The organism is Paraburkholderia sp. EB58 (genome assembly GCF_050436665.1).
Lineage (GTDB): Bacteria > Pseudomonadota > Gammaproteobacteria > Burkholderiales > Burkholderiaceae > Paraburkholderia.
The window spans coordinates 1-26,773 of sequence record NZ_JBNDMQ010000027.1; the positions used below are offsets into that span (position 1 = coordinate 1).

The 26,773-nt window shown below is 63.4% G+C and carries 23 protein-coding genes; 11 read left to right on the forward strand and 12 right to left on the reverse strand.

All coding sequences use genetic code 11. From position 1 onward, the window contains the following. The coding region (locus P3T40_RS30870; RefSeq protein ID WP_429271506.1) for an MFS transporter at positions 1 to 1,142 on the forward strand (1,142 nt) is incomplete at its 5' end. Between the two features lies 1 nt (position 1,143). Beyond that, positions 1,144 to 2,904 carry an efflux transporter outer membrane subunit gene (locus P3T40_RS30875; protein WP_429271507.1) on the forward strand — a complete coding sequence of 587 codons (1,761 nt, stop codon included), beginning with the start codon at positions 1,144 to 1,146 and terminating at the stop codon, positions 2,902 to 2,904. Positions 2,905 to 2,914: 10 nt separating this feature from the next. On the opposite strand, the gene P3T40_RS30880 is transcribed toward P3T40_RS30875, so the two are convergent. The 3 genes from P3T40_RS30880 to glgX all read right to left on the reverse strand — a co-directional run bounded on the left by P3T40_RS30880 (position 2,915) and on the right by glgX (position 7,724). Further along, positions 2,915 to 5,074, reverse strand: a complete 2,160-nt coding sequence (locus P3T40_RS30880) for an AI-2E family transporter (protein ID WP_429271508.1) — start codon at positions 5,072 to 5,074, stop codon at positions 2,915 to 2,917. Between the two features lie 116 nt (positions 5,075 to 5,190). Continuing rightward, positions 5,191 to 5,418 carry a DUF2934 domain-containing protein gene (locus P3T40_RS30885; RefSeq protein ID WP_429271509.1) on the reverse strand — a complete coding sequence of 76 codons (228 nt, stop codon included), beginning with the start codon at positions 5,416 to 5,418 and terminating at the stop codon, positions 5,191 to 5,193. Between the two features lie 77 nt (positions 5,419 to 5,495). Then, positions 5,496 to 7,724: a glycogen debranching protein GlgX gene (gene glgX, locus P3T40_RS30890; protein ID WP_429271510.1), complete on the reverse strand. Its 2,229-nt coding sequence runs from the start codon at positions 7,722 to 7,724 to the stop codon at positions 5,496 to 5,498. Positions 7,725 to 7,985: 261 nt separating this feature from the next. Between glgX and P3T40_RS30895 the strand changes: the two genes are divergently transcribed. Both P3T40_RS30895 and P3T40_RS30900 read left to right on the forward strand, forming a co-directional pair. Beyond that, complete coding sequence (locus P3T40_RS30895) at positions 7,986 to 8,378, forward strand: PRC-barrel domain-containing protein (protein ID WP_429271511.1); 393 nt, start codon at positions 7,986 to 7,988, stop codon at positions 8,376 to 8,378. 173 nt (positions 8,379 to 8,551) lie between these two features. Continuing rightward, on the forward strand, positions 8,552 to 9,052 hold the full coding sequence (locus tag P3T40_RS30900) for a PRC-barrel domain-containing protein (RefSeq protein ID WP_429271512.1): 501 nt from the start codon (positions 8,552 to 8,554) through the stop codon (positions 9,050 to 9,052). Positions 9,053 to 9,149: 97 nt separating this feature from the next. Here the strand turns inward: P3T40_RS30900 and P3T40_RS30905 are convergent, their stop codons facing one another. The 3 genes from P3T40_RS30905 to P3T40_RS30915 form a co-directional block, all read right to left on the reverse strand. Then, complete coding sequence (locus P3T40_RS30905) at positions 9,150 to 9,605, reverse strand: response regulator (RefSeq protein WP_429271513.1); 456 nt, start codon at positions 9,603 to 9,605, stop codon at positions 9,150 to 9,152. A gap of 210 nt (positions 9,606 to 9,815) precedes the next feature. Continuing rightward, the gene (locus tag P3T40_RS30910) at positions 9,816 to 11,522 is read right to left on the reverse strand and encodes an ATP-dependent DNA ligase (protein WP_429271514.1); all 1,707 of its coding nucleotides are present in this window, start codon (positions 11,520 to 11,522) and stop codon (positions 9,816 to 9,818) included. 10 nt (positions 11,523 to 11,532) lie between these two features. Further along, on the reverse strand, positions 11,533 to 12,618 hold the full coding sequence (locus tag P3T40_RS30915; RefSeq protein WP_429271515.1) for a ligase-associated DNA damage response exonuclease: 1,086 nt from the start codon (positions 12,616 to 12,618) through the stop codon (positions 11,533 to 11,535). Positions 12,619 to 13,004: 386 nt separating this feature from the next. On the opposite strand from P3T40_RS30915, the gene P3T40_RS30920 reads away from it, so the two are divergent. After that, the gene (locus tag P3T40_RS30920) at positions 13,005 to 14,075 is read left to right on the forward strand and encodes a hypothetical protein (protein WP_429271516.1); all 1,071 of its coding nucleotides are present in this window, start codon (positions 13,005 to 13,007) and stop codon (positions 14,073 to 14,075) included. A gap of 113 nt (positions 14,076 to 14,188) precedes the next feature. On the opposite strand, the gene tkt is transcribed toward P3T40_RS30920, so the two are convergent. Together tkt and P3T40_RS30930 are read right to left on the reverse strand one after the other, a co-directional pair. Then, on the reverse strand, positions 14,189 to 16,261 hold the full coding sequence (gene tkt, locus P3T40_RS30925) for a transketolase (protein WP_429271517.1): 2,073 nt from the start codon (positions 16,259 to 16,261) through the stop codon (positions 14,189 to 14,191). Positions 16,262 to 16,521: 260 nt separating this feature from the next. After that, positions 16,522 to 17,067: a cupin gene (locus tag P3T40_RS30930; protein WP_429271518.1), complete on the reverse strand. Its 546-nt coding sequence runs from the start codon at positions 17,065 to 17,067 to the stop codon at positions 16,522 to 16,524. A 179-nt stretch (positions 17,068 to 17,246) separates the two neighbouring features. On the opposite strand from P3T40_RS30930, the gene P3T40_RS30935 reads away from it, so the two are divergent. Further along, on the forward strand, positions 17,247 to 19,214 hold the full coding sequence (locus P3T40_RS30935; RefSeq protein ID WP_429271519.1) for a potassium transporter Kup: 1,968 nt from the start codon (positions 17,247 to 17,249) through the stop codon (positions 19,212 to 19,214). A gap of 37 nt (positions 19,215 to 19,251) precedes the next feature. On the opposite strand, the gene P3T40_RS30940 is transcribed toward P3T40_RS30935, so the two are convergent. Both P3T40_RS30940 and P3T40_RS30945 read right to left on the reverse strand, forming a co-directional pair. Beyond that, the gene (locus P3T40_RS30940; RefSeq protein ID WP_429271520.1) at positions 19,252 to 19,488 is read right to left on the reverse strand and encodes a hypothetical protein; all 237 of its coding nucleotides are present in this window, start codon (positions 19,486 to 19,488) and stop codon (positions 19,252 to 19,254) included. Between the two features lie 307 nt (positions 19,489 to 19,795). Beyond that, complete coding sequence (locus P3T40_RS30945; RefSeq protein WP_429271521.1) at positions 19,796 to 20,041, reverse strand: DUF6723 family protein; 246 nt, start codon at positions 20,039 to 20,041, stop codon at positions 19,796 to 19,798. A gap of 216 nt (positions 20,042 to 20,257) precedes the next feature. Here P3T40_RS30945 and P3T40_RS30950 point away from each other — a divergent pair, with 216 nt between their 5' ends. From P3T40_RS30950 to P3T40_RS30970, 5 genes are all read left to right on the forward strand, one after another. Next, positions 20,258 to 20,965, forward strand: a complete 708-nt coding sequence (locus tag P3T40_RS30950; RefSeq protein ID WP_429271522.1) for an MgtC/SapB family protein — start codon at positions 20,258 to 20,260, stop codon at positions 20,963 to 20,965. 150 nt (positions 20,966 to 21,115) lie between these two features. Next, positions 21,116 to 23,425 carry an FdhF/YdeP family oxidoreductase gene (locus P3T40_RS30955; RefSeq protein WP_429271523.1) on the forward strand — a complete coding sequence of 770 codons (2,310 nt, stop codon included), beginning with the start codon at positions 21,116 to 21,118 and terminating at the stop codon, positions 23,423 to 23,425. A gap of 126 nt (positions 23,426 to 23,551) precedes the next feature. After that, on the forward strand, positions 23,552 to 24,466 hold the full coding sequence (locus P3T40_RS30960; protein ID WP_429271524.1) for a LysR substrate-binding domain-containing protein: 915 nt from the start codon (positions 23,552 to 23,554) through the stop codon (positions 24,464 to 24,466). Positions 24,467 to 24,477: 11 nt separating this feature from the next. Next, positions 24,478 to 24,669 carry a hypothetical protein gene (locus P3T40_RS30965; RefSeq protein ID WP_429271525.1) on the forward strand — a complete coding sequence of 64 codons (192 nt, stop codon included), beginning with the start codon at positions 24,478 to 24,480 and terminating at the stop codon, positions 24,667 to 24,669. 205 nt (positions 24,670 to 24,874) lie between these two features. Further along, on the forward strand, positions 24,875 to 25,747 hold the full coding sequence (locus P3T40_RS30970) for a DMT family transporter (protein ID WP_429271526.1): 873 nt from the start codon (positions 24,875 to 24,877) through the stop codon (positions 25,745 to 25,747). Between the two features lie 11 nt (positions 25,748 to 25,758). On the opposite strand, the gene P3T40_RS30975 is transcribed toward P3T40_RS30970, so the two are convergent. Together P3T40_RS30975 and P3T40_RS30980 are read right to left on the reverse strand one after the other, a co-directional pair. After that, positions 25,759 to 25,890 carry a hypothetical protein gene (locus P3T40_RS30975; protein WP_429271527.1) on the reverse strand — a complete coding sequence of 44 codons (132 nt, stop codon included), beginning with the start codon at positions 25,888 to 25,890 and terminating at the stop codon, positions 25,759 to 25,761. A gap of 17 nt (positions 25,891 to 25,907) precedes the next feature. Next, a complete protein-coding gene (locus tag P3T40_RS30980; protein ID WP_429271528.1) occupies positions 25,908 to 26,768 on the reverse strand; it encodes a LysR family transcriptional regulator in 861 nt (286 codons plus the stop codon). Positions 26,769 to 26,773: the final 5 nt, after the last annotated feature.

The following is a 26,773-nucleotide window of genomic DNA, read 5'->3' on the forward strand; positions in this document are numbered from 1 at the left end:
TCTTACCCATGGCTGAAAGAGCCTCGTCACATCGCACGCGAGCGCATCCGAAAATATGGGCACGCGCCACGGGCTTAAGTAAGTGCCATTCGCTCAACGTGCCGGTCGGCATTCTGACCTCGCTCGCCGTGATGCAGTTTGTCGAAGATCCGCCCTGGCGCGAGAAGAACGGCGGCAAGGTGTCGATCGACTATATCGGCATTACGCTGATTGCGATTGGCCTCGGCTGCCTGCAGGTGATGCTCGATCGCGGCGAGGACGACGACTGGTTTTCATCGCGCTTCATCTGCACGTTCGCCGTGCTGTCGGTGGCCGGCATCGTCGGGGCGATTTACTGGCTGCTCTATACGAAGAAGCCGGTGGTCGATCTAAGGTGCATGAAAGATCGCAACTTCGCGCTCGGCTGCGCCAGCATGGCGGCCTTCGCGATGATCCTCTATGGCAGTGCAGTGCTCGTACCACAACTCGCGCAGCAGCAACTCGGTTATACGGCCACGCTGGCGGGACTCGTGCTGTCGCCTGGCGCGATATTGATTGTCATGGAGATCCCGATCATCAGCCGCGCGATGCCCTATGTGCAAACCCGCTTTCTGGTGGCGACCGGCTTCCTGCTGCTCGCCGGCGCCCTTGCCTATTCGCATACGCTGGTGCCGGATGTCGACTACGCGACGCTCGTCAAGATGCGCAGCGCGCAGTCGATCGCCATCGGTTTTCTGTTCGTGCCGATCACGACGCTCGCCTATCTGACCGTGCCGCGCGAACTCAACGACGACGCCTCGGCCCTCTTCACGATGTTTCGGAACGTGGCTGGGTCGATCGGCATTTCCCTGTCCACGGCGCTGATCCGCGAACGTACCCAGGCGCGCATGGCTCACCTGTCCGAACATATGTCGACGCTCTCGCAGAACTACAACGACACGTTGCAGCGGACCGCGCATACGATCGCCGGCATGACCGGTCAGCCGCTCGCGCAGGCCTTGCAAACGGCCACCGGGCAGCTCTATACGACCTTCATTTCGCAATCGACGATTCTTGCCTACGTGGATGTGTTCGCCTATCTCGGCGTGTTCTGCTTCCTTTTCATTCCGGTGACATTCTTCTTTTCTCCGACCAAAGCCGCCGGCGGCGCGGGAGGCCACTGATATGAGCCGCGCTCGACGTACCTTCGTTTCCCGGTTGTCCGCGCTGCAGACCGCTACGCCTTTCGCACCACCTGTTGCACGAGCCATTGTGCGGAGTGTTGCTCGGACAGTTGCATGGCCTGCCCTACCGTTTGCGCTGCTGCTTGCGCCATCCGCAGCGCTGCTGCTTGGCGCCTGCTCGGTCGGTCCGAACTTTCACGCGCCGCAAGCCGAGGCGCCAGCGCAATGGCACGATCCGCAACAGGCGGCCTCGGCGCCGGCTGCTGCTTCGGGGACATCAGGGGCATCGGGCGTCCCGGTTGCCTCGGTGCCGACCATGGACTCGGATCCCGATCCGCGCTGGTGGCGCAGCTTCGCGGACCCTACGCTTGATGGCCTGATCGAGCGCGCCGCCCGCGGCAATCTCGATCTGCAGGAAGCGGTGTTGCGCATCGTCGAGGCCCGCACCCAGGAGCAAAGCGCCGCGGCGCAAGGCTTGCCGAATGTGCGCGCGAGCGGCAGTTACCAGCGCGAACAGTTGGGCGCCAAGGGCTTTCTCGAATCGGCAGGCGTTTATAACAAGGTCGATCAACTGGGCGCGCCAAATTCGCCGATCAACGCTATTGCTCCCGGCGCGGGCGCTGCGGTGGAAAACGGCGCCAACAACGTCCTCAACCAACTGACCTCGCCGATCAATCTCTGGCAGGTTGGCTTCGATGCCTCGTGGGAACTGGATCTGTTCGGCCGCGTGCGCCGCTCGGTTGAAGCGGCCCATGCGCAGACCGAAGCGGCGCTGGAAAGCCGCAACGATGCGCTGGTGTCGCTCGAAGCCGAGGTCGCGCAAACCTATATGCAATTGCGCGGCGCGCAGGCGTTGCGGCAGATTACGCAGAGCCTTGTCGATCAGCAGAGCGAGATTGTCAGGTTGACGCAAAGCCAGGCCAAAGTGGGACTCGCCAGCGAGTTGGACGTGAAGAGCGCCTCGGCGCAACTCGCACAGACGCAAGCGCAGTTGCCGCAATACGATCAGCAGATCGCACAGGCGCTGAACGGTCTGTCGTATCTGCTTGGTGAACCGCCGGGTTCGCTTGAGGCGGAACTGTCCACGCCTGCCGAGGTGCCGCCCGTGCCGCCGGCTGTGCCGGTGGGTTTGCCGTCGACGCTCGCGCGCCGGCGCCCCGACATTCGCCGCGCCGAGGCGAGTCTGCACGCCGCGACCGCCGATGTCGGCGTAGCGGTGGCGCAGTTCTATCCGGATATCTCGCTGACCGGCCAGGTCGGCACGCGCGCCACGAACGCGAGCGGCTTGACCCATTGGTCGAGCCTGTTTTATTCATTCGGGCCGAGCATCTCGCTGCCGATCTTCGAGGGCGGAACGCTCGTGGCCAACCTCCATTTATCGCAGGCGCAACAACAGGAGGCCGCGCTGGATTATCGCAAGACGGTGTTGATGGCACTGCGCGATGTCGACAATGCGCTAGCCGTGTATCGCACCGACCAGGCGCGCCGCACGGCGCTCGGCGATAGTGTGACGGCGTTGCAGGCGTCGTTCGATCTCGCGCGCGACAGCTATCGAAAGGGTCTCGTGACCTTCATCAACGTGCTCGATGCCGAGCGGCAACTCAGCGACGCGCAACAGCAATACGCGCAAGGTACGACGCAGGTCAGCACCGATCTGGTTGCGCTCTACAAGGCGCTAGGCGGTGGCTGGCAAGCGGATGCGGCGGTGTCCGGCGGTGTGGATGATGGTGCGGCGGGCGTAGCGCAAGCGCCGGGTAGCTGAGGCTGCCGGACTACGCAGCGAGACCGTCAACTGCCCGCTCCCGCTCCGGCTCCCGCTGCAACGGAGCCGCCACAGCGATCCTGCGGCACGCGTTCAGCATGTCGCGCATCGAGGTCGCATAGCAATCGGCGCCTATAGCGCTTTGCAGGTCTTCGCTCCACGTTTCAGGCTGCCCTTGCGGCCACAGGCCGACCACGATCGCCGCATGCGGCAGCCGCTGTCGAACGCGCTTGACGAGATAGCGCAGGTGCGATGGAATCCCTTCGATGTTCAGATAGAACAGACACACGATCGTGACCGCCGAAGTGTCTAGCGTGTCGATCGCGGTGCGTGACGCGGCTTCATGCGGCAGCACGCGACAATCCAGATCGTGCTTGCCAAGGACTTGCATGAGGAGGCTCGCCGCCAGTTGATCGAGCGGGCCGCGGCCGGCGATGCACAGCACATGGTGCCGGGCACGATTGAGCGCAGCGCGTTCGTGGTGAAGGCTCTGTTGCAGGCTCGCCTCTTCGCCGGTCCTTCGACTCGAACTCTGACCCGTGGCATCGCGTGTGCCTTCGTTAGCATCTTCGTTCAACCCTTCGCGCATCCGGTTGACCGCGTCTGCCTCGCTCGCGTCTGCCGACCTGCCCTCGAGCGATGTGTCCCTTTCCTCCGTAGGCGACAGTGGATGTGCCTCAGTTGCCGCCACCGCGGTCAAGTTGTTTTCCTGCTCGTCAAGCGCCGGTTCGTGGTCCGCATAACTGTCGAGCCCTTCGACCAGGTCGTTGGTCGTCGATTCGATCCGGGCGAGTTGCGCAGCGCTCACACCGCCTCGCTGGACGTCGTTGGCTGCCAGTTGCAGGCCCTTCAGCGCGACCTCGTCATAGTACGTGCACAGCGAGCGGTCACGCAGCAGAACTTCAGCCTGCGCGAGCGCTTCGTCCGGATCGCCGGCAAGCGCGCGCTGATAGAAGTTTTCGATAGGCGTAAGCGCCGGCTGATCGCCGAGCAGCACGTCGAGAAACTCGAGCCGTCGCACATGACGGCCCAACACCAGCAGGCACAACGTCAACGGTGTCGAGAGGATCAGGCCGATCGGCCCCCAGATCCAGCTCCAGAAAATCGCGGCAACGACCACCGAAAACGGCGAAAGACCCGTGCTATGTCCGTATAGCAGCGGCTCGACCACCTGCCCCACCAGCAATTCCACGGTGACGAATAGCGCGAGCGACCAGATTGCCATCGACCATCCGGGACTGACCGCTGCCGCGAGGCCGGTTGCGAGCGCCGCCGAAATCCAGATGCCCACGTACGGCACGAGCCGCAACAGCGCGGCCATGATGCCCCACAGAATGGGGCTTGGAACGCCGACGCAGAACAGCCCCACGCCGATTACGACGCCCACGCCGGCGTTCACGCCGAGTTGCGACACGAAATAGCGGCTCAGGCGCCGCGCGGCCTCGTCCATGACGGTGGTCGTGCGATGCAGATCGCGCGAGCCGAACAGGCGGATGGCGCGGTCGCGCAGATCGTCGCGCTGTAGCAGGATCACGATGGTGACGACGAACACGATAAACGCAGTTTCGAGCGGACTGATCGCGGGCGACAGAAAACGCCGCGCCAGTTCGAAAGGCGTCGGCACCGGTTCACGGACTTCGACCGGCATGGCGGCAGGCACGTGCGCCTCGGACGACGGCGCGACGGCACTCTGTGAGGACGCCGATGCGGCTGAGGACGACGGCTGCGACGGCTCGGCGGTCACGCGCTGCAGCGCCTGGCCCGCCACGCTCGAGAGACGGTCGAGCTTGCCGATGGTCATACTGTGTGCGGCCTCGATCTTGCGCTCGATGGTGGCCTGATAACGCGGCGCGTTGGTGACGAGCTCAGTGAGCTGCGTGCCGATTACGCTGCCCAGCAGCACGATGACCGATACCGACAACAGCACCGCAGCGAAGACGGAGGCGACGTGCCCAAGACGGATGCGCAACAGGAAATCCGCCAACGGCGCGACGAGAAAGCTGAGCATGATTGCCAGCGTGATCGGAATCAGGACGTCGCGCGCGAAGTAAAGCCCGGCAACAGCGAGGACCCCGACCGCAAGCGTAATCAGGCCCTCGATGCCCAAGGCGGCGGAAGGCGCGATGCGCGTCGCCGGCCGCGTCAGCCGCGAATCGTCGAAGTTTTTCATGCTGAGGCGTTAATCCGGTTGCATTCGGTGGTCGTACACGCGGGCGTTCTGGTCTTCTCCAGCGAATGGCTGAGCAACATTGCACCGCTGCCGCCTCGCGGGCGGCAGCGGCACACCTAGCTTTTGCGCGCCGGTGTCGGCGTTGGTGCGGGCAGAACACCGTGGCCCGGAGTGTCCTCGTTCGGCGACTCCTTTTCTACCTCAGTTCGCGCCTGCTCCCAGTATTCGTCCGGCGTGCCCTTGGGATCAGTCGCCTGCTCCCACAGGTAATACGCGCGAGTGCGAATCTTTTCTTCGTTGCTTGCCTGATCGAGTCCCTGATACTGCTCCTGTTCCTGGTCCATCCTGGCCTCCCGGTGGGGTGTGGTGTGGTGTGCTTCGTCCCCGTATGGTTCAGCAAGCGCTGTACCTGGCGCAAACCTCAACCTACCTTGTCGGGATCCTCCGTGGTCAGTTGCTGCTCGAGCCCGTCCAGCACGCGCTGAGTAGCACGGCTCGATGCGTCGAGCGCGAACAAAAGCAGCGAGCGGCCGGTTACCTGGTAGGACTGTCCTGCGGCAAATGCCGGTAATTCGTCACGCACCGGCATATTGGTATCGAGCAGGACGGTCCACTTATCGCCTTCGGGAACATCCGGAAACGTGAAATTCACCACGTCGTGATGCGCATTGAGGACCAGCAGCAAGGTCGCGTCCGAGGCCGGACGGCGGATGCCGCTCGCCTGGGCGCGGCCGTCGATCACGAGGCCGAAGCAGCGCATCGCCGTGTCGTCCCATTGCTCCTGCGAGAGGTCGGCGCCGGTCGGTGACAGCCAGCGGGTATCGGTGACGTCCAGCTCGGCGTTGTACTCGCCAGTCAGGAAACGTCCGCGCCGCAGTACCGGCAGGCGATGCCGCAGCGTGGTGAGGTTCTTGACGAATTCGGTCAGCGCGCGTCCTTCGTCGTCGATGCCTTCCCAGTCGAGCCAGCTGATCTCGTTGTCCTGACAATAGGCGTTGTTGTTGCCCTTCTGGGTACGGCCGAATTCATCGCCGGCCAGAATCATCGGCGTGCCTTGCGAGAGCAGCAAGCTGGCCAGCAGATTGCGCTTCTGCCGCTCGCGCTGCTGACGGATATCCGGGTCGTCGGTCGGCCCTTCTACGCCGAAATTCCACGACTTGTTGTCGGAGTGGCCGTCCTTGTTGTCCTCGCCGTTCGCCTCGTTGTGCTTGTCGTTGTAAGAGACCAGGTCATTGGTGGTGAAGCCGTCGTGGGCGGCGATGAAGTTCACGCTCGCCCATGGGCGCCGGCCGCGCCGGTCGAATTTGTCGCCGGAGCCGGTAAGCCGCTTGGCAAGATCCGGCACTATGCCCTCGTCGCCCTTCCAGAACGCGCGGGTCGTGTCACGAAAGCGGTCATTCCACTCGGCCCAGCCGGGCGGAAAGCCACCCACCTGATAGCCGCCGGGACCGCAGTCCCAAGGCTCGGCCACGAGGCGCACACTCGAGAGCACCGGATCTTGCCGGCAACTGTCGAGAAACCCGCCGCCCTCGTCGAAGCCATGCGACTCGCGGCCGAGAATCGTGGCGAGATCGAAGCGAAAACCGTCGACCTTCATCTCGCTCACCCAGTAGCGCAGGCTGTCGGTCACCATCTGGAGCACGCGTGGGTGCGACAGGTTCAGCGTGTTGCCGGTGCCGGTGTCGTTGATGTAATAACGTGGTTCGTCTGGCATCAGACGGTAGTACGAGGCGTTGTCAATGCCCTTGAACGACAGCGTCGGCCCGCGTTCATTGCCCTCGGCCGTGTGGTTGTAAACCACGTCGAGAATCACTTCCAGACTGGCGTTGTGAAAGCGGTCGACCATCTGCTTGAATTCTTCCACCGAAGCGTTAGCCCCCGCAAAGAAGCGCGGGTCGGCGGCGAAAAAACCGATCGTGTTGTAGCCCCAGTAGTTCGTCAGACCTTTGTCGAGCAGATAACTGTCGTTGACGAACATCTGGATCGGCAACAGTTCGACGGTGGTGACGTTCAGCCCCTTGATGTAGTCGATCACCGGCTGCTGGCCGAGACCGGCGAAGGTGCCGCGCAGGTTTTCGGGCACCGCGGGATGACGCATGGTGAAGCCGCGCACATGGGTCTCGTAGAAAATCACCCGCTCCCACGGCAGCGCGTTGCGTTCGGGATGACTCCAGGAGAAGTTTGCGTCGACGACCTTGCACTTCGGCACGAAGGGCGCGCTGTCGCGCGCATCGAAAGACAGATCGCCGTCCTCGTGATCCAGCGTGTAGCCGAAGATTTCCGGTGCCCATTTGAGCTCGCCGATATGGGCTTTGGCATAGGGGTCGAGCAACAGCTTGTTCGGATTGAAACGATGCCCTTCTTCAGGTGCATAGGGTCCATGGACACGGTAGCCGTACACCGCCCCCGGCTTCAGGTCGGGCACGAAAACGTGCCATACCTCATCGGTATATTCGGGCAGTTCGATACGCTCGATTTCCTCGCGACCGGTTGCGTCGAACAGGCACAGTTCGACCTTGGTGGCATGCGCCGAAAACAGCGCGAAATTCACGCCGACGCCGTTCCACGTCGCGCCCAGCGGAAAAGGGACGCCTTCGGCGATGCGTGCGGCGTAACGGGCATGAGGAGCCTGGGGGGCCTCGCTTGACATGGTTTTTCCTTGGACAGTGGAATGTATTCGCACCAGGAGCCGGTGCCAGAGGCTTACCGAAGCAAGTTGTGGTCCTGATCTCCTGGCGAACCACCGCACTTACGGTCGCGCGGGCTTTTTGCCTCCTGCGTAGGCGACAAGGCACGCGTTTTGCCTCCTTGCTTATGAACATGGACCAGAGCGGCGGCTTTCGCAAGACCTTGCCGCCTTGTTGCATGACTGACCCAATGCGTCCGCGAGGCGCCCCCGAGGGTGAACACCATGATCCGACTCAACAAAATGCAGTTCGCGGCGGGCGCACTCGCCACTGTTCTTTCCTGCGGGGCGTTCGCTCAAGGCGCCCCGCAAGCGGTCACCGAGAAGCGAACCGACGTGGTGCAACTCGGCAGCGGCTATCGCGCTTCGAAACTGCACGGCGCGTCGGTCTACAACCGCAACAAGGATGAGATTGGCACGTTCGATGATCTGATCGTGTCACCAGGTGACCGCAGCGCTTATGCCGTCCTCTCGGTCGGTGGCTTTCTGGGAATGGGCAAGCATCTGGTTGCGGTGCCGTTCGCCGATCTGCAGATCGACAACCGCCAGGTGATCTTGCCCGACGCGACGAAGAAGTCGATCGAGGAGATGCCGGAATTCAAATACGCGCCGGATTGAGGGTGGGTCGCAGTGAGTGAGTGCGTGCGCGGGGAACGGCGGTTGCTTGAGTGAGAGGTACGCCGGCATGTCTTCCCGCGCAGGCTGAATTGCGGCAGCACGATCTCCGCAAGGTGTGTTCCTCGCGTGCCCGTCGGGCCTGCGTCACGTATCGATCGACATGGAGTGTCATCATGAATCTCTCAACCCAGATCACACCGTTATCAGCGACGCAGCCGAGTGGCCCCGGCCCCGACGTCATGGGCGCGAGCACGCTCGACGGCAACAAGGTGCTCAGCAGCGAGGGCGAAGACGTCGGCAAGATCAAGGAAATCATGCTCGACGCGCGCTCCGGGCATATTGCCTACGCCGTGCTGTCGGTCGGCGGATTCCTCGGGATCGGCGACAAACTGCTCGCGATTCCATGGAGTTCGCTTGCGCTCGATACGGAGAACAAGTCCTTCGTGCTCTCGGTGCCCGCCGAACAGATCAAGAACGCGCCCGGCTTCGACAAGGACAATTGGCCCACCATGGCAGACCCTAAATGGGCCGCAACGGTCCACGCCTACTACGGCAGCGAACCGTATTGGGGACGCGGCACGGAAGGCCGGAGCGAGGAACTGGACGATCTGCGTCTGGGCGAGTCGGTGCCGGATTCGCCGGCATCGCCGGTCAGGGGCGACGTCAATCTGTGAGGCCGTGACTCTGTCAGCTCATGCCATATGACATAAACGCCGGTGAACCGCTTTCGAGCGGCAAGCCGGCTTTTTTCAACGGCTTCGCTTAATGCTCTCACCACTCATGCGCCCGATGCGTCGTGGCCTCTTCGAGCACGCGCAAGAGGCGCTGCGGCGTCAGAGGCTTTGCGCAATGCGCATCGAAACCGGCAGATCTTGCAAGCGCGCGGTCATTCGTTGAGGAGAATGCCGTGCACGCCACCAGCAGCATATGCGCGGTAGCAGGATCGGCGCGCAGGCGCCGTGCGAGTTCGAAGCCGTCCAGTCCCGGCATCTTGATGTCGAGCACCACCGCGAAGGGCTGCCACTCGATGGCCAGCTCGCATACGGCAAGCGGGTCCTCCAGCGCGCGACATTCGAAACCGTCCGCATTGAGCAGTAATTGCAATGCGTCGGCGGCCTCCCGATAGTCATCGACAACCAGCACGCGGCGATGCGATGCCATCGCGCGAGCGATCGGCCGCCATACCACCACGTCATCGTTGTCGTCCTTCCCGTAGTCTGCGGTCACTGTTTTCTCTCCACTGCGCCGCGAGCCGGCACATCGGATTGCCATTGCAAGATTCGGTCCCGATAACGGCGTGCGTAAGCGTCTAACCGCGTAAGGAGTATCAAAATGCCACGGACGTGACCACTCGCGAAAAACCCTTGTGCCCGCAACCACCGCCCGCCAGCTAGAGATCGGGCGCGGCCATCAGGGAAAGTCCCGAGGCGGTTCACCTCAGGCGGGGCGGTCGTCAATAAAGCCTTTAAGCATTGCCAGCGAATCGGCCTCGTCGATGGTCTTGTCAGTGCGCCATCGCAACATGCGTGGAAAGCGCACCGCTACGCCTGACTTGTGCCGTGGGCTCGCCTGAATGCCTTCGAAGCCGATCTCGAACACGAGCGATGGCGTCACGCTGCGCACCGGGCCGAACTTTTCGATCGTGGTCTTGCGCACGATTGCATCCACCTGGCGCATCTCCTCATCCGTGAGGCCGGAATAGGCCTTGGCAAACGGCACCAACGTGCGCACGCCGTCGGCCTCGTCCCATACGGCGAAGGTGAAATCGGTGTAGAGGCTCGCGCGTCGGCCGTGTCCGCGTTGCGCATAGACCAGCACAGCATCTACTGCGTATGGATCGATCTTCCATTTCCACCACGTGCCCGAGGCCTTGGTGCGGCCGACACCGTACATCGATTGGCGCTCCTTCAGCATCAGGCCTTCCACACCGCGTTCGCGGCTTTCTTCACGCAAGCGCGCGAGCGTGGCCCAGTCCGGCGCCTCAACGCGTGGCGAAACCCGCAGCAGATCGTGGGTCAACGTACTGTCGAGTGAAACCGCCAGTGCATCGAGTTGCGCGCGCCGTTCGGCAAGTGGTGTCATGCGCAAATCGTTACCGTTCGCTTCGAGCAGATCGTAGGCGAGGAACGTGGCGGGCGAATCGGCGAGAATCTTCTTACTCAGCGTCTTGCGCGCAATACGGGGCTGCAGCCTTGCAAACGGCAACGGTGCCAGCGCATCCGGTTCCCACGCGAGAATTTCGCCGTCGAGCACGAAGCCGTCCGGCAACGCTTCACCCAACGCGGTGACTTCGGGAAAACGTGCGGTGATCAGGTCTTCGCCGCGCGACCACAGCCACACACGTCCGGCGCGTTTGACGAGTTGGGCACGGATGCCATCCCACTTCCATTCGATCTGCCAATGATTCGTGTCGCCGAGCGTCTGCGGTTCGGCCTGCAACGGATGCGCGAGAAAGAACGGGTATGGCAGGCCGAGGTCGCTATCGCTGACTGCGTCATGGAGCACGCCCTGCTCCGCCCCATTCAATGCTTCGCCGTTTGCCGCACTCACGGTCTCCGGTGCAATCAGACGCAGATAGCGCACGGCATCGGGCTTCTGCTGCGAATCGGTCCAGCCCACCATACGCTGAGCGATGCGCTTATGATCGACGCCCGCCACCTCGGCCAGCGCGCGCACCACCAGTTGCCGCGCCACGCCGACCCGAAATCCGCCGCCGATCAGCTTGGTCAACAGAAACCGCCCGCCCCAGTCGAGCTCGTCCCAGTAGCCGACGAGCCGTGTGCGCAGTTCATCCGGTTGGACGCCACGCAAGGTCAGCACGCGTTGCTCGACCCACTGCGTGAGCCCCAACTCCGAGATGCGCTGCGCCGGCGGCAGAATGTGCGCGATGGTCTCGGCCAGATCACCCACTGCCTGATACGACTCCTCAAAGAGCCACGCAGGCAAGCCGGCTCGCTCGCACGCAATGTCGCGCAAAAGACGCGTCGGCACCGACTGACGTGGCTTGCCACCTGCCAGAAAGTACGACGCCCACGCTGCATCCTCGGGCGCTGCTGCGGCGAAATAGGTCGTCAGCGCTTCGAGCTTGTCGTGCGTCGAGGTGGTGGCATCGAGCGCCGTGTAGAGCGCGGCAAATCGTTTCATGGTGCGCGGCTCATGGTGAATCTGACGTGGCAGGTGCAACGGCTTCAGCAGCATTTGCCGCATCTTCCAGCGCATCGTCGCCGTATTGCGTCGTAAACGCGCCGGCTTCGAGGCCTTGTTCGCGTAGCCAACGCACCATGGGCTCTACCTGACCGTGCGTGACGATCACGCGCAGAGCGCCGGTCTCGCGAATCGCAGTCTGCAGACCCGGCCAGTCCGCGTGGTCGGATAGCACGAAGCCACGGTCGACGCCGCGCCTGCGCCGTGCGCCACGCAAGCGCATCCAGCCCGACGCAAACGCATCGCTGTAGTCGCCGAAGCGCTTCAGCCACGGGCTGCCTTGCGCCGAGGGTGGCGCGACAATAAGCGCCTGTTTGAAGACGGCTTTGTCTTTCGCGGCAACCTCGCTGGCGAGTCGCACCGGCGGCAACTCGACGCCCGCGGCGATGTACGCGCGGTTGATCGGTTCGAGCGCGCCGTGACAAAAGATCGGACCGATGGCCACGTCGACGCCGGCGAGAAGATGCTGCGCCTTGCCGAACGAATAGCAGAACAGCACGGACGCACGCCCCTCGGCAGCGTTATGCCGCCACCACGAATCGATGCTGTCGAACACGGTTTGCGGCGCTTCCCAGCGGTAGATCGGCAGTCCGAAGGTCGACTCCGTGATGAAGGTGTGACAGCGTACCGGCTCAAACGGCGCGCAGGTCGGATCGGTATCGAGCTTGTAGTCGCCTGAGGCGACCCACACGCGGCCGTGATGCTCGACCCGGACCTGCGCCGAGCCTAGCACATGGCCGGCCGGATGCAGCGAGACCGTTACGCCATTGATGTCGAGGCGTTCGCCATATGCTGCGGTCTGCAGATCGATTCCAGGCAGCCGCGATACGAGGACCCCTGCACCCGGCTGCGCGGCGAGGTAGTGCGTGTGACCCCAGCGCGCATGGTCGGAATGGGCATGCGTGATGACCGCACGGTCGACGGGCTGCCAGGGATCGATATAGAAATCGCCGGGCGGGCAATAGAGCCCTTCCGACCGGGAGACGATCAGATCTGAGTCGCCTGACGGGCGCGTCGGCAATTCGGTTGGCGGCATCGATTTGATTCCAGAGCGGTAAGAGGAACAGGCGCGAGGAGACGGTCACGCTCCCGGGTCCGGTCATTAAGTGGACCTCAGCATCTCAACATGGGCAACTTACGCGAAAACCATTATCGGACATCCCCCGCAATTACGGCGCCCGACCCATCGCGAGCAAAACGCTGCGCGTCGCGGCACGTCCACCGGCGAGCCGCGGCCGTCGCCTGGAAATATTGCATTCGTCTGTGGAATCTACGCTGCCACATTCAGCCCGCGCCAATCGCCGGTCCCGCCTGAGGCCCACACCACGGTCCTCCGCGGCGCATTCCTAAGACCAGGCATGCGCCCTGCTACAGCGCCTCCGATGCCATCCTTCTACGCGGCCCGCTCCGCACTCGCCCCCCATGACCATAAAAGCCCCGGTTCTCGCGGCCCTCTGCGCAGCCTGTCTAACCACTGCCTGCGTGCACCTCGGTCCCACCCATCTGAAAGCCGATCAGGTGGATTACGCAAGAGCCTTGGGTGATGCCAAAAAACGCGAGATCCTCGCGGCGATCGTCGGGTTACGCTACGGTGACGCGCCGGCATTCCTCTCAGTCAGCTCGATCATTGCGGCCTATCAGTTCGATGCGACCGCAGGCGCGACCGGTAACATCGGCTCCGGCAGCGAACCAAACTACGCGCTGGCGACGGGCAGCGTGTCCTACTCGAACCACCCTACCTTCACATTCACGCCGACGACAGGCGAAGCTTTCGCCTCGGCCTATATCCGGCCGCTCGCGCCCGAGCTGGTATTGCCGCTCGCCGAAGGCGGCATCCCGATCGACCTGTTGTTGCGCATCACCGCGCAATCGATTGGCGGCTTACAGAACGGCAACGCGCTCGGCGGCGACAATGCCGCGGGCGCACCGGGCTTCTTCGAGTTGCTGCAGTCGCTCAGACGCTTGCAGATGGCAGGCGAGCTGAATGTGGAATCGCGGCAGGAAAACGGCAAGAGCAGCGTTTATCTGGCATTGGGCGCGGCCACCAGCGGCGTCTCGCCGCAAATCACTGCGGACCTCGCGCGCGTGCGACAGTTGCTGAATCTCTCGCCGAACACACGCACCTATCAGATCGTCTATGGACCGTCGTCGCAAGAGGGAGACCGGATTCCGATGGTCACGCGCTCGGTGCTCGGCATCATGACCGACCTCGGCGCGCAGGTGCAGGTCCCGCAGGAGCAGATCGACAGCGGCTCGACCAAGCCGACCGTGGGCCTGATCGGCGGCGAAACGCGGCCTACCATCATCGTGCATTCGGGTACGAAAGCGCCAGGCGACGCCTATGTGCTCATCAACTATGGCGCCGCGGTCTATTGGGTGGAGCGCAACGACTTCGACTCGAAATACGCCTTCACGGTGGTGCAGAATCTGATGGCGCTGGCCGAGGCCGACACCAGCAGCAAGGCTCCAGTCGTGACGATCCCGGCGAACTAGTAACGAAATAGCAACGAACCAGCGAAAGCGTCTCCGCCAAAGAAAAAAGCATTCAGGCGGCCCATCAACGAGCCGGCCTGAATGCCTTCGCGGGACTCAAGACTCAAGCAAACCTACTTCTTCTGCACCCGCGCAATCTGCTTCTTCGCTTCGTCGTAGACATGCTCCGGCGTGAAGCCGAACTTGCGTTTCAGATCGCTCCACGGCGCGGACGCGCCAAACGTACGCATCACCACTTTCGCGCCGTAACGGCCCGCATAGCGGTCCCAGCCGATCTCCGCGGCCGCTTCGACGCAGACCCGCGCCTCCACATCCGGCGGCAGCACGGCATCCTTATAAGCGTTGTCCTGCTTCTCGAAGATATCCCATGACGGCATCGACACCACGCGTGCGGCAATGCCCTCGCTCTTCAGCTTTTCGTACGCATCCACGCAGACCGACACTTCGCTACCCGTCGCGAGCAGCAGCACTTGCGGCTTCTTGCCGTCTGGGGCATCGGCCAGTACATAGGCGCCTTTGCGTACCCCTTCGGCCGAGGCGTACTTGCTGCGGTCTAACGTAGGCAGCGGCTGGCGCGTCAGCACGATGCACGATGGATGGCGCGGATTCGATAACGCGACGCGCCACGTCTCGACGACCTCATTGGCATCGCCAGGACGCAGCAAGGTCAGACCCGGCAGGCCGCGCAGCGCCGCCAGTTGTTCGATCGACTGGTGCGTCGGACCGTCTTCGCCCAAGCCGATCGAATCGTGCGTGAACACGAAGATAGAGGGCACTTCCATGACGGCCGACAAGCGGATCGGCGGCTTCATGTAATCGCTGAAGATCAGGAAGGTCGAACCGTAGGGACGCAGGTTGGACAACGCCAGCCCGTTCACCGCCGCGCCCATGCCATGCTCGCGAATGCCGAAGTGCAGATTGCGGCCACCGTAGCTCTCGTGCTCGAAACTGCCCGCGCCTTCGAACTTCAGATTGGTCTTGGTGGACGGCGAAAGGTCGGCCGAACCACCGATCAGCCAGGGCACGCGTGCGGCAATCGCGTTGAGCACCTTGCCCGACGATTCGCGCGATGCGACACCCTTGGCATCCGCCGGGAAAGTGGGCAGATCCGCGTCCCAGTCGTCCGGCAGTTCGTGCGCTTCGATCTTCGCGAACTCGCGCGCCAGGTCCGGATGCTTTTGCTGGTAGGCGTCCAGCTTCGCGAGCCAGTCACTGCGCGCGGCTTTGCCGCGTGCGCCGATGCCTTCGGTAAAGCGCGCCATGACGCCGTCCGGCACATAGAATTTCTTGTCTTCCGGCCAGCCGTAAAAGCGCTTGGCGGCGGTGACTTCCTCGTCGCCGAGCGGTTCGCCGTGCGCGGCCGAGCTGTCCTGCTTCTTCGGCGCGCCCCAGCCGATGATGCTGTTCACCACGATCAGCGTCGGCTTGTCGGTCACGCTTTTCGCTTCGGTGAAAGCGGCTTCGAGTGCGGCAGCGTCGTTTACGTCTTTGACGTGGATGGTGTGCCAGTGGTAGCCGTGAAAACGCGCCTCTACGTCGTCGCTATAGGCGAGATCCGTGTGCCCTTCGATCGTCACGCGGTTGCTGTCGTAGATCCACGTGAGGTTCGACAACTGCAGATGGCCCGCGAGCGAAGCCGCTTCGTGCGAGATGCCTTCCATCATGTCACCGTCGCCGCATAGCGCGTAGACGCGGTAATCGAACAGCGGCGCATCGGGCTGGTTGAAATGCGCCTCGTACCAGCGCGACGCCATCGCCATACCGACGCTGTTGCCGAGCCCCTGGCCGAGCGGGCCGGTGGTGGTTTCGACGCCGCTCGTCATGCGGTATTCAGGGTGCCCAGGCGTGTTGCTGTCGAGCTGACGGAACTGCTTGATGTCGTCCAGCGACACGGCGGCCCGGGCAGTCGGCTTGCCATTCTCGTCGACGGCCTTCACGCCCGCCAGATGCAAGGCCGAATACAGCAGCATCGACGCATGCCCCACCGACAGCACGAAGCGGTCGCGATTGGGCCACAGCGGCTCGTCGGGGTCATAACGCAGATGGTTCTGCCACAGATGATAGACAACCGGGGCCAGTGCCATCGGCGTGCCGGGGTGGCCTGAATTCGCCTTTTGCACGGCATCCATCGATAGCGTACGGATCGTGTCGATACACAGCTTATCGAGGGAGGGATTGTTTTGCATGGGAAGCTCCTGTTCGACGGGTAGCAACGTCGTGGTGACGCGCTGCAATGAACATTCCTGCGGAAACGGTTCGCTGAATGCGTTCCGTTGGGACGGCCGGTTTCAAACAAGCCGGGCGGCCGACCGTCCGATCATGCGCCGATGCGCGGCAATAGCCAACTGTCTGGCGTGCAACGACCCGCCGCGTGCCGCTCAATAATGGCGAGCGGGTCAAGCTTTCAAAGCTTGCGGGTCGAGCGCCAAGGCTCGCCCGCCCGCTGTCAGGCCGCGTGCAACCAATGCTCGACCACCGGTCCGTGCGTGCCGTCGAGCGGATCTCGCGACGGAAACGGCAGCGCCTCCATGGCAGCCTGCTCTTCGGGGGTCAAGGCTTCGCGGCGGATATCCCATTGCTGGCCCTCCGGATAGCCGCCTACCACCTGAAATCCACCCGCATGCGATTGCAGACAATGGCCGGTGCCGGCCGGCAGAAGTAGCGCATCGCCCGCCGAGACCCGCACGAGGCGCCCGCTGGGTCCGCCAATGATCACTTCGGCCGAACCCGACGCAATGCCTAGGACCTCATGTGCGGTGGCATGGAAATGGTGGTAGTCGAAAATGCCGTCGCGCCACTGCGGCGGCCAGTCATTGCGCTCGAAAAGAATTTCGAAGGCGGACGCGAGATCGCCACTGTCGGGACGTAGGGCATGCCGGTAAATCACGACCGGCAGTTTGCGATTATTCGGCACCCAGTCATGGGGTTCCAGCTTGAAAACTTCGTACTGCTCGTTTGCCGCGTTGCGCGCGTATTCCAGATCGTTGTACATGGTGGGCTCCGGGATGTTCCTGCAACCCTTCAGGCGTAGCATAAACCGCGCCCGCTCCGGTTCGCCTGCCGTCGCGCCGGGTCAGTTGGTGCCCCAGTCGGGGAACGGGTCTTGCTGAAGTACATGCTGAAGTACAGGTACGTACCTTTTGTCTGGAGAGACGCTTTCCGCCTGTGACGATGTCCACTTCCTCCACCGAAACCCGCGCACGCCGCGGCACAGGCGACGCCGCCGGGCATCGCGCGGCTCAGCACCATCACGGCACCTCGGCGCTCATGCTAGGCGCGCTCGGCGTGGTGTTCGGCGATATCGGCACCAGTCCAATTTACGCGTTGCGCCAGGGCGTGCTCGATGCCGGCTCCGCGACGCAACTGATCGTGATGGGCGTGCTGTCGACGATCGTGTGGGCGGTCGTCGTGGTGGTGATGTTGAAATACGTCTGCTATGTCATGCGCGCGGACAACGAAGGCGAAGGTGGGATTATCGCGCTGACCGCACTCGTGCGCTCCGGCTGCGAAGAAAACCCCAAAGCAAATGGCAAAGCAGACGGTAAAACGGCACCCCGCGCGCTGGTGCTGGTGGGCCTGTTCGGCGCGGCGATGTTCTACGGCGATTCGATGATTACACCCGCCGTCTCCGTGCTATCCGCAGCCGAGGGGCTGCCGCAGATCAGTCATTCGTTCGCCCCGGTGGTGGTGCCGGGCGCCGTCGCGATCCTGATTGCGCTGTTCGCGTTCCAGAAGCGTGGCACCGAAACGGTCGGGCGCTGGTTCGGGCCGGTCATGACGGTCTGGTTCCTCTGGCTCGCTGCGCTTGGGATCTATCGGCTCGCGCAGCATCCGCAGGTGCTGCGTGCGCTGTCGCCAGAGTGGGCCATACAACTCGTGCAGCAGCGCCCGGCGATCGCCTTCGTGATCCTTGGCGCGGTCATTCTCGCGCTGACCGGTGCAGAGGCGCTGTATGCCGACATCGGCCACTTCGGACGGCGGCCCATCCGCGTGGCGTGGCTCAGTATCGTGTTTCCTTCGATCATCCTCGGCTATTTCGGCCAGGGGGCGACGCTGCTCTACGAGCCGGGGCCCAAAGACCAGCCGTTTTTCGCCATGGCGCCAGGCTGGGCGTTAATCCCGACTATCGTGATTGCGCTGCTCGCCACCATCATCGCGTCTCAAGCGGTCATCTCCGGCGCCTTCTCGATGACTAGCCAGGCGATCGAACTCGGCTTTCTGCCGCGCATGCGCGTGGTTGAAACCTCTCGTGAACACCGCGGACAGGTGTATGTGCCGGCGGTCAACTTCGTCCTGTTTGCGGCGGTAATGTTCCTCGTGCTGACGTTCCGTTCTTCCGCGCGGCTGACATCCGCCTATGGCATTGCAGTGGGTCTGACCATGCTCACCACCACGATCCAGATGATCAGCCTGTCGCGCCGCGTCTGGCATTGGCCGCGCATTGCAGTGGCGGCGGTCAGCGTGCCGCTGCTGGTGATAGACGGCCTGCTGGTGGCGGCTAACGTGCCGAAGATTCCGCAAGGGGGCTGGTTTCCCGTCACGATCGGCATAGTGATGTTCGTGCTGATGACCACCTGGCAGCGCGGTCGCGACGCGGAGGCGCATCGCGGCGCGACGACTGCGCCGCTGGAGACGTTTCTGGCCGAAACGTTGGGCGACCCCGAACCGCCCGCGCGGGTGGCGGGGACCGCGGTTTATCCGGGCAGTCTGCGCGGCATGACACCGGCCGCGCTACGCAGCAACGTGCGCCACAATCGCGTGCTGCATCAGACCTCGATCTTCTTTACCAATCTGTCTGAGTCTGCGCCACGGGTCGACGAGAAGACCCGTATCGAGACCCGCGACCTCGGCCACGGTTGCTATGAGGTCGTCGCGCGGCACGGTTTTGTGGAGCGGCCCAATCTGCCCGCGCTACTCGCTTCGCTGGATGGCCGGCTCGATGACTGGCGCTATGAGCCGAAGCACACCACCTTCTTTTTGCCGCGCGAAGAAGTGGTCAAGGGCCATCCCGGCGATGCGATGCAGGGCTGGCGCAAGTCGCTGTTCGCGGCCATGTCGTTTCATTCTGCGTCGAGCGCCGAGTACTACGGCCTAGATGGCGAGGATGTGGTGGAACTTGGGGTGCAGGTGGTTTTGTGAGCCGTTGGGGTGAGCCGGATCAACCGGCTCAGTGAGGTCAATGTCTATCGCCCTTATCCGGTGACACTCGCTGCGACTGACGCCCCCCGCCTCCTGGCGGCTCGGGGTGGCCACCCGTGCCGAGCGGCACCTCTGCCGTCTGCTTCGGTCGTTGGCTAGCGCGCCGCGGATCGGTGCGCTCGGCCTCTTCCTTCTGGCTCGCCGTTCTTGTATCGCGTTGCGCGTCGTGCTCGTCGAGCGGTCCTGCCTCTTCCGGCTTTGCATCCTGTTGCATCACAACCTCCTGATCATGATTACCCCAACGTTGCAGCAACAACCGGACCGCCCTCTCTGTTTTCTACGAGCAGGAACAACGCGGAGGCCAGGCAGGTGCGTCAAACCATCCGACGCGCTCAAAACCGATTCAAAACCACGCGCCTGGCACAGCGGTTGCAGCAAAATTCCTGCCGACTTTGTAAAAAGGAGAACGCCATGACCGGTGAAACCGACCATGCCTGACAAGCAACCTGACGATCCGAACCGCAGCGGCGCGACTTCGCCGTCACTCGGCGATATGCTTTGAGCGTGCCCTATGCGCTGTTTCAGGGCTCCGGCGCGGCGCGGTCCGCCGCGACAATCGAGCGGCCGTACTCCACTGCGGCGCGGCGGGCTTCCTCCGCGCTTTCGTAGGGGCCGATCTGCGGCGCGCCGTCGAAGGGAAACAGGATCCTGCGGTCGGCTTTGCGGATGACCTTTAGGCCACCGATATATCGGCCGTCTCCAGTGCTGTGGTAACTCGCGAAGATCTCGAATTCATCATCGGCTACGTCGGCTTTGTGTCGCGCCATTCTGCATACTTCCCTGTATAGAGGCTTTCTTCGCCGCGTCCCTCTGCGCTCAGCGGGCGGCTTCGCGCGTTGGAGCGTTTCCCGAGCGGCGAGCAACACCTGTTCCTGAGCACGCCGAAAGATCGGCGCAACGGACTGCTCCGCCAGGTGGCATAAGCATTGCAAGAGCAGCGCTACGCCTCTCGCTCAACACTTCCCCTCTGCCAACAAACCATCATGACGCCGATGCCCCTCATCCTTGTCTGGCAAGACGTCGCCATACGGCTTTTGGTGGCGCTCGCGGCCGGTGCGCTGCTTGGCTTGAATCGTGGCGAGTCGGGTAAGGCCGCGGGCTTGCGCACCACCATGCTCGTGTGTCTCGCCGCTTGCCTCGCCAACCTGCAGATGAACGTGCTGCTGCCGCAGACCGGCAAGCCCGAGGGTGCGTTCGCGGTGCTCGACCTCATGCGTCTGCCGCTCGGCATCCTGTCCGGAGTCGGCTTCATCGGAGCGGGCGCCATCCTGCGCAAGGATGGCCTCATCACCGGCCTGACTACCGCTGCGACGCTGTGGTTCGTCACCGTGGTCGGCTTGTGCGCCGGCGCGGGACAGGTTGCGCTTGCGGTGATCGGCATCGTGCTCGGCATGTTCGTGCTCGGCGTCCTCACCGAAGTCGAACGCAGGCTGCCGCGCAACCTGCGCGCTTCGCTCACGATTCGCTATGACCCCGCAACCGGCGAGCGCGCTCAATGGCTCGACGAACTCAAACGCTTGCGTTGCCGCGTGGCGTCACGCGGTTTGCGGGCGGATCCGGCGAACGGCGTCCTCGAGGAACGCTTTCAGGTGCACTGGAGGGCGTCCGAAAGCACCGACACGGTTGAACGTGCGATGGCACGCATGGCAAGCGTCAATGGTCAGCCCGCGGAATGGTCGATCGAGGACTGATCCGCATCGCTCATTGTGGCGATGTGTGCTTCGGGCGGTGCGTGACAGGCGTCCGTCCTGCGCCGAGTTCAGTGACCGCGGCCCGCTTCTTGCGGTCCCGCTTGGTGTCGCTGCGCTGTCGCGCGTCTACCCATTCGCCAAGGAGCCACCATGAGTAAGGAATCCCCAATCAAGAAATACGCTCACCCTGCAGGCGGCTGGGGCTCCGCAAAGGCTGTTGTGTCGATCCTGGTGCAGGAGCACGTCACGCTGCACGGCACCCGCGTGTTGATGCATCAGAACAAGCCCGACGGCTTTGCCTGCGTGAGCTGCTCCTGGGCCAAGCCCGCGGATCCGCATCTATTCGAGTTCTGCGAAAACGGCGCGAAAGCGACGGCATGGGAGATCACCAGCAAACGCCTGGACGCCGATTTCTTCGCCGCTCACACGCTGACCGAACTGGAGTCGTGGTCCGGTTTCGAACTGGAATCGCAAGGACGCCTCACCGCCCCGCTACGCTGGGACCCGGTCAGCGACCGCTATGTGCAGACCACCTGGGAACATGCATTTGCTGACATCGCCAGCGAACTGAGTGCGCTCGATCCAAAGGAAGTGGTGTTCTACGCGTCGGGCCGCGCCTCGCTGGAAACCTCGTACATGTATCAGCTGCTCGCACGCATGTACGGCTGCAACAACCTGCCCGACAGTTCCAACATGTGCCACGAGAGCACCTCGGTGGGCCTGTTGCCGGCCATCGGCGTACCGGTCGGCACGGTCACGCTTGCCGATTTCGAGCAAGCCGATTGTCTGTTTTTCTTCGGCCATAACACCGGCACCAACGCGCCGCGCATGCTGCACCAGTTACAGGACGCGCGCAAACGCGGCGTGGAAATCGTCACGTTCAATCCGCTCAGGGAACGTGGCCTCGTGGAGTTCGCCAATCCGCAAGCGCCGCTCGAAATGCTGACGCCCGGTGGCACGCAGATCAGCACCCAGTATCACCAGGTCAAGGTAGGCGGCGACGCGGCCGCGATTGCCGGCCTGTGCAAGCTGCTGATCGAATGGGACGACGAGGCGCAGATGAGCGGCGCGCCGCGTGTGCTCGACGCCGGCTTTATCGCCGAGCATACACACGGCTTCGACGAATTTGCCGCGGCAATGCGCGCCACCACCTGGGAAGAAATCGAGGGCCATGCGCAACTGAGCCGCGCCGCGCTCGAAGCAGCCGCGCGCGCGTACGCCAATGCCAAAGCGACCATGGTGCTGTACGGCATGGGCATTACGCAACATCGCAGCGGCGTGCATAACGTGCAGATGCTTACCAATCTGCTGTTGTTACGCGGCAATATCGGCCGGCCCGGCGCGGGGATTTGTCCGATTCGCGGCCATTCGAATGTGCAGGGGCAGCGCACCGTTGGCATTACGGAGAAGCCGGAACTCGCGCCGCTCGACAAGCTCGCCGAGATGTACGACTTCGAGCCGCCGCGCGACAAAGGCATGAGCACCGTCGAAGCGTGTCAGGGCGTGCTCGACGGCAAGGTGAAGGGTTTCATCGGTCTGGGCGGTAACTTCCAGGTAGCAACCCCGGATCATCACGTGATGGACCCGGCCTGGCGCAATCTGCGGCTCACCGTGCAGATTGCGACCAAGCTCAACCACAGCCATCTGGTCCACGGCGAGGTGGCGTACCTGCTGCCGTGCCTCGGGCGCATCGAGGTCGACCGTCAGGCAGGCGGCGAACAGGCGGTCAGCGTGGAAGACAGCACGGCCTGCATTCACGGCTCGCACGGCTATGTCGAGCCGGCAAGCGAGATGCTGCTCTCGGAACCGGCGATTGTCGCGGGCATTGCCGATGCGCTGCTGCCGCGCAATCCGCGTATCGACTGGCAGGCGTGGGTGGACGATTACGCGAAAATCCGCGACGCCATCGAAGAGACCTACCCCGAGCAGTTCCGCGATTTCAATGCGCGTTTCTGGCAACCGGGCGGTTTTCACCGGCCGATCGCCGCATGCAAGCGGGAATGGAAAACGCCGAACGGCAAGGCGAATTTCATCGTGCCGAAAACGCTCGACGAAGACGCGGACATGCCGTCTACTGGTCCGGACGTGCTGCGCCTGATGACGACGCGCGGCGACAGCCAGTTCAATACCACGGTCTACGGTCTGGACGATCGCTTTCGCGGCGTGACCGGCACGCGTGAAGTGCTGCTGATGCACCGCGACGACCTGGAGCGCCTCGGTTTCGAGGAAGGCGACGCGGTGTGTATCACGACGGTATCGAACGACGGCATCACGCGCGAACTCGACGGCATGCGGGTCCATGCGTTCGATATTCCGCGGGGCTGCATGATGGGCTATTACCCGGAATGCAATCCGTTGATCCCGCTTTACCACCACGCGAAGTCGAGCCTCGTGCCGGCGGCGAAGTCAATTCCGGTGCGGTTGCGCAAATCGGCTTCAGTTGAGGCCGAAGCGGCTTGAGTCTAGCCGCGGCGACGATCCGATGAACGCAAGCGTGCCGGGAGACGCGCTAGCGCCCTTTCGCGCTACCTTGGCAAACGAGGATGATTTGGCTTAGGCTAAAGAAAATCTATCACCTGGCCATCCATGCGTCCTCATCTCCCGCTTAATGCATTACGTGCCTTCGAGTCGTCGGCGCGCCACCTGAGCTTCACTCGCGCGGCGCTCGAACTGAGCGTGACGCAGGCCGCCGTCAGCCAGCAGGTCCGCATGCTGGAAGAGCGGCTGGGTACCGCACTCTTCAAACGGCTGCCGCGCGGGCTGGGCATCACAGACGAGGGTCGCGCGCTGCTTCCTGTCCTCAGCGACGCGTTCGGTCGCATCGAGAGCGTGCTCAAGCAATTCGAGGGGGGCCATTTTCATGAGGTGCTGACGGTCGGCGTGGTGGGGACGTTCGCGGTCGGCTGGCTGATGCCGCGCCTCAAATCATTCCGCGCAGCGCACCCGTTCGTCGAATTGCGCCTCTTGACCCATAACAATCTGGTGGATCTGGCCGCCGAGGGCCTGGATTTCGCGATTCGCTTCGGCGAGGGCATCTGGCCGGCCACCCACAACGAATTGTTGCTCGACGCGCCGCTCACGGTACTGTGCGCACCGGAGATCGCGAAGCAGTTGGCCGCACCCGCGGATCTGGCGCTGCAGACCCTGCTGCGCTCGTATCGCGCTGACGAATGGAATCTTTGGCTCGCCGCCGCCGGGCTCGAACCGTGGACGGTCAATGGTCCGGTATTCGACTCGTCGCGCCTGATGGTGGAAGCCGCCGTACAGGGCGCTGGCGTTGCGCTGGCGCCGCCGCGCATGTTTGTGCGCGAGTTGCAGGCCGGGATGCTGGTGTGCCCATTCGACACGCAGGTGAGCACCGGCAGCTACTGGCTGACCCGGCTGAAATCGCGGCACATGGCGCCGGCTATGGAGTTGTTTCGGAACTGGATTCTCGCGGAGGCGCGCGGCATGCCGCTTGCTGCTGAAGAGGTATCTGCCGAAATCCGGCCGTCCACCTGAAGGAGCACGCCATGTCCAAGCGCCCCGCTGAGCAAAACCCGCATGCCCACAAGAGCGAATCCCAGATCGACCACACCGTCGAGGACAGTTTTCCGGCCAGCGATCCGCCTGCGACCGGCGGCAAGACCCGGATCGAACCCGACGAAGCGCAGCGTAAGCATGCCGAGAAGCGCGACCACGCGAAGCAAGCCAAGTCGCACTAACAATGCGCACCGCGGCTCTGTCAGCCTTGGGCTAACCAACGCCCGCGAGTAACATTCAGGAATGCCGAGTCATGGCCGCCATTGTGCGGCCCTTTTTACGTCCACGGCGCATTCAAACTCATGTCCGAATCCGGCCAGACCTATGGCGGCCCTTCCTCTAGAGTCCAGACATCCCCTCGACCTGAAGAAGTGTCCACTTCCCGCCATGAATTTTCTCGAACTCCTGCTGCTCGCCGCCATCTGGGGCGCCTCTTTTCTCTTCATGCGCATTGCCGCACCTGAATTCGGTCCGATTCCGTTAATGGCGTTGCGGGTCGGTATTGCCATGCTGGTGCTGATGCCGGTCCTGCGCTCGGCTGCCGCGCGGCAACAGTTGCGCGCGAAACTCTGGCCGCTGTTCGTCGTCGGCGTGACGAACTCCGCGGTTCCCTTCTGCCTGCTGGCTTACGCAGCGCTCTCGGTGAACGCCGGGATGGACTCCATCCTCAACGCAACGACACCGCTATGGGCCGCGTTGATCGCTTCGGCCGGCTTTCAGGTATCGCTGGGGCGCCAGCAGATCTTCGGTCTGCTAACCGGTTTCGCGGGCGTCGTGGTGCTGGTGTGGGATTCGCTAAGCGCAGGTTCCGCCGGCGTGCCGCTCGCTATCGCGGCCGCCCTGCTCGCGGCGCTCTTCTACGGTTTCGCCGTGAATTACTCGAAACGACATCTGGCCGGCGTGAAGCCACAGATCGTCGCATTCGGCAGTCAGTGCTTCGCCACGCTGGTGTTGTGGCCGCTCGCGGCGACCTGCTGGCCGCGGCACGCGATCAGCGCATCGATCTGGGGCTGCGTCGTTGCGCTCGGGGTGGTCTGCACCGCCGTCGCTTATCTGCTGTTCTTCAGGTTGATCGAGCGCGCCGGCTCCGCCTATGCCGCGTCCGTGACGTTTCTGATTCCGGTCTTCGGCGTGCTGTGGGGCGCCGCGTTGCTCGGCGAAAAGGTCACCTTGTTGATGCTCACCGGTTGCCTGATCGTGTTAGCCGGCACCGCCATCGCAAGCGGATGGTTCACCGGTATGAGAACACACCGCGCGTGAGCCGCTTAACGTCACGCCGCCATCATGCCGTCTCCGGCCACCTTGAATGCAGCCGTCGGTTCGCTCAACTGCTGCGCCTGATCCGCCAGCGAACTCGCGGTCGCCGCACTCTCCTCGACCAGCGCCGCCGGCGAATCGCCCAACCCACTTCGCAGCCGCGCTATTCGCCGACCCACGAGCCGCGCAGATCGCTATCGTGCAGGAGTTGCAGCAGCGTGCCGGCGGGACGGCTGAGCCGTTTGGCGGCCAGCGCGATGAACTCGACATCCGGCAAGGTCGGCAGGGCCGCATTGTTGACGGGCGGCGCAAGGCCGCGCGCAGTCAGATAGTGCGGCCGCACGGTGATGCCAAGGCCGCCGCGCGCCGCCGCAATGCAGCCCGAGTGGCTGCTGCTCGTGCACACCACCTGCCAGCTAAAGCCCGCCTCGGCCAGCGCATCCAGCACCACCGCGCGGGTCACGCTGGGCTCGGCCACGAGGATCAGCGGTAGTGGCTGCGCCATGTCCACCAGCGTGCCGGTACGGGCGAGCCACTCCAGCCGCCCGGTGAAAAGCGGCACGCCACGCCGGTCGCCCAGGCGCCGCTTGCCGACCAGCAGGTCGATCGAGCCGGCATCGAGCAATTCGTAGAGCTTGCCCGTCATGCCGATGGTGATCTCGAGTTCCACATCCGGGTGCGCGTTGCGAAACGCCGCGAGCACGGTAGGTAGCGGGCCGAGCGCAACATCGTCCGAGGAACCGAGGCGCACGCGGCCCTTCAGCCGCGGCGCGCGAAACTGCGATTCCGCACGGGTAAGTGCTTGCAGGATCACGCTGGCGTGCGCGAGCATCGCCTCGCCGTCGGGCGTCATCGCCAGTGAATGGGTGTCGCGCACGAAGAGCCGCCGGCCGATTTCCTGTTCCAGACGGCGAATGTGCTCGCTCACGCTCGACTGCGTAAGGCCGAGTTGCCGCCCTGCTTCCGTGAAGCTGTGGCAGGCGGCCACTGTGGCGAAAGTCTTGAGCCAGATGGGATTAAGCATGCCGC

Excerpts from the sequence above, each read along its gene's own strand:
- P3T40_RS30875 (WP_429271507.1), top strand. The coding sequence starts at position 1,144 with ATGAGCCGCGCTCGACGTACCTTCGTTTCCCGGTTGTCCGCGCTGCAG.
- P3T40_RS30880 (WP_429271508.1), bottom strand. The coding sequence starts at position 5,074 with ATGAAAAACTTCGACGATTCGCGGCTGACGCGGCCGGCGACGCGCATC.
- P3T40_RS30885 (WP_429271509.1), bottom strand. The coding sequence starts at position 5,418 with ATGGACCAGGAACAGGAGCAGTATCAGGGACTCGATCAGGCAAGCAAC.
- glgX (WP_429271510.1), bottom strand. The coding sequence starts at position 7,724 with ATGTCAAGCGAGGCCCCCCAGGCTCCTCATGCCCGTTACGCCGCACGC.
- P3T40_RS30895 (WP_429271511.1), top strand. The coding sequence starts at position 7,986 with ATGATCCGACTCAACAAAATGCAGTTCGCGGCGGGCGCACTCGCCACT.
- P3T40_RS30900 (WP_429271512.1), top strand. The coding sequence starts at position 8,552 with ATGAATCTCTCAACCCAGATCACACCGTTATCAGCGACGCAGCCGAGT.
- P3T40_RS30910 (WP_429271514.1), bottom strand. The coding sequence starts at position 11,522 with ATGAAACGATTTGCCGCGCTCTACACGGCGCTCGATGCCACCACCTCG.
- P3T40_RS30915 (WP_429271515.1), bottom strand. The coding sequence starts at position 12,618 with ATGCCGCCAACCGAATTGCCGACGCGCCCGTCAGGCGACTCAGATCTG.
- P3T40_RS30920 (WP_429271516.1), top strand. The coding sequence starts at position 13,005 with ATGACCATAAAAGCCCCGGTTCTCGCGGCCCTCTGCGCAGCCTGTCTA.
- tkt (WP_429271517.1), bottom strand. The coding sequence starts at position 16,261 with ATGCAAAACAATCCCTCCCTCGATAAGCTGTGTATCGACACGATCCGT.
- P3T40_RS30930 (WP_429271518.1), bottom strand. The coding sequence starts at position 17,067 with ATGTACAACGATCTGGAATACGCGCGCAACGCGGCAAACGAGCAGTAC.
- P3T40_RS30935 (WP_429271519.1), top strand. The coding sequence starts at position 17,247 with ATGTCCACTTCCTCCACCGAAACCCGCGCACGCCGCGGCACAGGCGAC.
- P3T40_RS30940 (WP_429271520.1), bottom strand. The coding sequence starts at position 19,488 with ATGCAACAGGATGCAAAGCCGGAAGAGGCAGGACCGCTCGACGAGCAC.
- P3T40_RS30945 (WP_429271521.1), bottom strand. The coding sequence starts at position 20,041 with ATGGCGCGACACAAAGCCGACGTAGCCGATGATGAATTCGAGATCTTC.
- P3T40_RS30950 (WP_429271522.1), top strand. The coding sequence starts at position 20,258 with ATGACGCCGATGCCCCTCATCCTTGTCTGGCAAGACGTCGCCATACGG.
- P3T40_RS30955 (WP_429271523.1), top strand. The coding sequence starts at position 21,116 with ATGAGTAAGGAATCCCCAATCAAGAAATACGCTCACCCTGCAGGCGGC.
- P3T40_RS30960 (WP_429271524.1), top strand. The coding sequence starts at position 23,552 with ATGCGTCCTCATCTCCCGCTTAATGCATTACGTGCCTTCGAGTCGTCG.
- P3T40_RS30965 (WP_429271525.1), top strand. The coding sequence starts at position 24,478 with ATGTCCAAGCGCCCCGCTGAGCAAAACCCGCATGCCCACAAGAGCGAA.
- P3T40_RS30970 (WP_429271526.1), top strand. The coding sequence starts at position 24,875 with ATGAATTTTCTCGAACTCCTGCTGCTCGCCGCCATCTGGGGCGCCTCT.
- P3T40_RS30980 (WP_429271528.1), bottom strand. The coding sequence starts at position 26,768 with ATGCTTAATCCCATCTGGCTCAAGACTTTCGCCACAGTGGCCGCCTGC.